The organism is Shewanella sp. SM71, assembly GCF_025653905.1.
Classification (GTDB): Bacteria; Pseudomonadota; Gammaproteobacteria; order Enterobacterales; family Shewanellaceae; genus Shewanella; species Shewanella oncorhynchi.
Window position 1 is genome coordinate 1 of the sequence record NZ_JAKKRW010000039.1, and the last position, 3101, is coordinate 3101.

Consider the following 3101-nt stretch of genomic DNA (forward strand, 5'->3'; position numbering starts at 1 on the left):
TAAAACCCATCTGGGTTGTATGGTTAAGCCTCTCGAGTCATTAGTACATGTTAGCTCAACGCCTCACAACGCTTACACACCATGCCTATCAACGTCCTAGTCTCGAACGGCTCTTTAGAGGAATTAAATTCCTAGGGATGACTCATCTTAGGGCTCGCTTCCCGCTTAGATGCTTTCAGCGGTTATCGATTCCGAACGTAGCTACCGGGCAATGCCATTGGCATGACAACCCGAACACCAGCGGTTCGTCCACTCCGGTCCTCTCGTACTAGGAGCAGCTCCCTTCAATCATCCAACGCCCACGGCAGATAGGGACCGAACTGTCTCACGACGTTCTGAACCCAGCTCGCGTACCACTTTAAATGGCGAACAGCCATACCCTTGGGACCGACTTCAGCCCCAGGATGTGATGAGCCGACATCGAGGTGCCAAACACCGCCGTCGATATGAACTCTTGGGCGGTATCAGCCTGTTATCCCCGGAGTACCTTTTATCCGTTGAGCGATGGCCCTTCCATTCAGAACCACCGGATCACTATGACCTACTTTCGTACCTGCTCGACGTGTATGTCTCGCAGTTAAGCTGGCTTATGCCATTGCACTAACCGTACGATGTCCGACCGTACTTAGCCAACCTTCGTGCTCCTCCGTTACTCTTTGGGAGGAGACCGCCCCAGTCAAACTACCCACCAGGCACTGTCCCTAATCCCGATAAGGGACCTAGGTTAGAACATCAAAACTACAAGGGTGGTATTTCAAGGACGACTCCATCATGACTAGCGTCACAACTTCAAAGTCTCCCACCTATCCTACACATGTAGGTTCAATGTTCAGTGCCAAGCTATAGTAAAGGTTCACGGGGTCTTTCCGTCTAGCCGCGGGTATACGGCATCTTCACCGCAATTTCAACTTCACTGAGTCTCGGCTGGAGACAGCGTGGCCATCATTACGCCATTCGTGCAGGTCGGAACTTACCCGACAAGGAATTTCGCTACCTTAGGACCGTTATAGTTACGGCCGCCGTTTACCGGGGCTTCGATCATGAGCTTCTCTTGCGATAACCCAATCAATTAACCTTCCGGCACCGGGCAGGCGTCACACCGTATACTTCCTCTTGCGAGTTTGCACAGTGCTGTGTTTTTGATAAACAGTTGCAGCCACCTGGTATCTGCGACTCCCGTCAGCTTAGAGAGCAAGTCTCATCACCAACARGAGCGTACCTTCTCCCGAAGTTACGGTACCATTTTGCCTAGTTCCTTCAGCCGAGTTCTCTCAAGCGCCTTGGTATTCTCTACCCGACCACCTGTGTCGGTTTGGGGTACGATTCCCRCTAACCTGAAGCTTAGAAGATTTTCCTGGAAGCATGGCATCAACTACTTCAGTCCCGTAGGACYTCGTCATCAGCTCTCAGTGTGTACATTAAAGTACGTGTCCCCGGATTTGCCTAAGAACACCACCTACCACCTTAAACGCGGACTACCAACGCCGCGCTAGCCTAGCCTTCTCCGTCTCTCCATCGCAGTTAGCGGAAGTACAGAAATATTAATCTGTTTCCCATCGATTACGCCTTTCGGCCTCACCTTAGGGGTCGACTCACCCTGCCCCGATTAACGTTGGACAGGAACCCTTGGTCTTTCGGCGAGGGGGTTTTTCACCCCCTTTATCGTTACTCATGTCAGCATTCGCACTTCTGATACCTCCAGCGTGGGTTACCCCTTCACCTTCAACGGCTTACAGAACGCTCCTCTACCGCGCACAGTAAACTGTGCACCCGTAGCTTCGGTGACTAGCTTAGCCCCGTTACATCTTCCGCGCAGGCCGACTCGACTAGTGAGCTATTACGCTTTCTTTAAATGATGGCTGCTTCTAAGCCAACATCCTAGCTGTCTAAGCCTTCCCACATCGTTTCCCACTTAGCTAGTACTTTGGGACCTTAGCTGACGGTCTGGGTTGTTTCCCTTTTGACGACGGACGTTAGCACCCGCCGTCTGTCTCCCGAGTAGTACTCATTGGTATTCGGAGTTTGCAAAGGGTTGGTAAGTCGGGATGACCCCCTAGCCTTAACAGTGCTCTACCCCCAATGGTATTCGCTCGAGGCGCTACCTAAATAGCTTTCGAGGAGAACCAGATATCTCCCGGTTTGATTGGCCTTTCACCCCCAGCCACAAGTCATCCGCTAATTTTTCAACATTAGTCGGTTCGGTCCTCCAGTTGATGTTACTCAACCTTCAACCTGCCCATGGCTAGATCACCGGGTTTCGGGTCTACACCTTGCAACTAAACGCGCAGTTAACACTCGGTTTCCCTACGGCTCCGCTATTCGCTTAACCTCGCTACAAAATGTAAGTCGCTGACCCATTATACAAAAGGTACGCAGTCACGGTCTCAAGAACCGCTCCCACTGCTTGTACGTATACGGTTTCAGGTTCTATTTCACTCCCCTCACAGGGGTTCTTTTCGCCTTTCCCTCACGGTACTGGTTCACTATCGGTCAGTCAGGAGTATTTAGCCTTGGAGGATGGTCCCCCCATATTCAAACAGGATGTCACGTGTCCCGCCTTACTCGTTTTCATCAATGGTTAGTTTTCATGTACGGGGCTATCACCCTGTGCCGCTGCGCTTTCCAACGCATTCCACTAACACCCCACTGACTTAAGGGCTAATCCCCGTTCGCTCGCCGCTACTAGGGGAATCTCGGTTGATTTCTTTTCCTAAGGGTACTTAGATGTTTCAGTTCCCCTCGTTCGCCTCGCAACACTATGTATTCATGTTGCGATAACAGCTTATGCTGCTGGGTTCCCCCATTCGGACATCGTTAGCTCAAATGCTTGTTACTAGCTCGCCAACGCTTTTCGCAAGTTACTACGTCCTTCATCGCCTCTGACTGCCAAGGCATCCACCGTATACGCTTAGTCGCTTAACCATACAACCCAAATGAGTTTCACTCATCTGCGCCGCATTGCGACCAGCTTGGTTTTACTTGTCTCACTTCTGACCAAAGAAGTGGACGCGCCTTAGACGTAAACTATTCAATAAAGAATAATTTACTTTTGAATATTCAAGACACTTAATAAAGTGTTTGAGAACTCATGTTCAATGCTT

The 3101-nt window shown here is 50.5% G+C and carries 1 rRNA gene; it reads right to left on the reverse strand.

The annotated features are described in order from the left end of the window. Positions 1 to 19 precede the first annotated feature (19 nt). Positions 20 to 2922, reverse strand: a 23S ribosomal RNA gene (locus L5L97_RS22685). Positions 2923 to 3101: the final 179 nt, after the last annotated feature.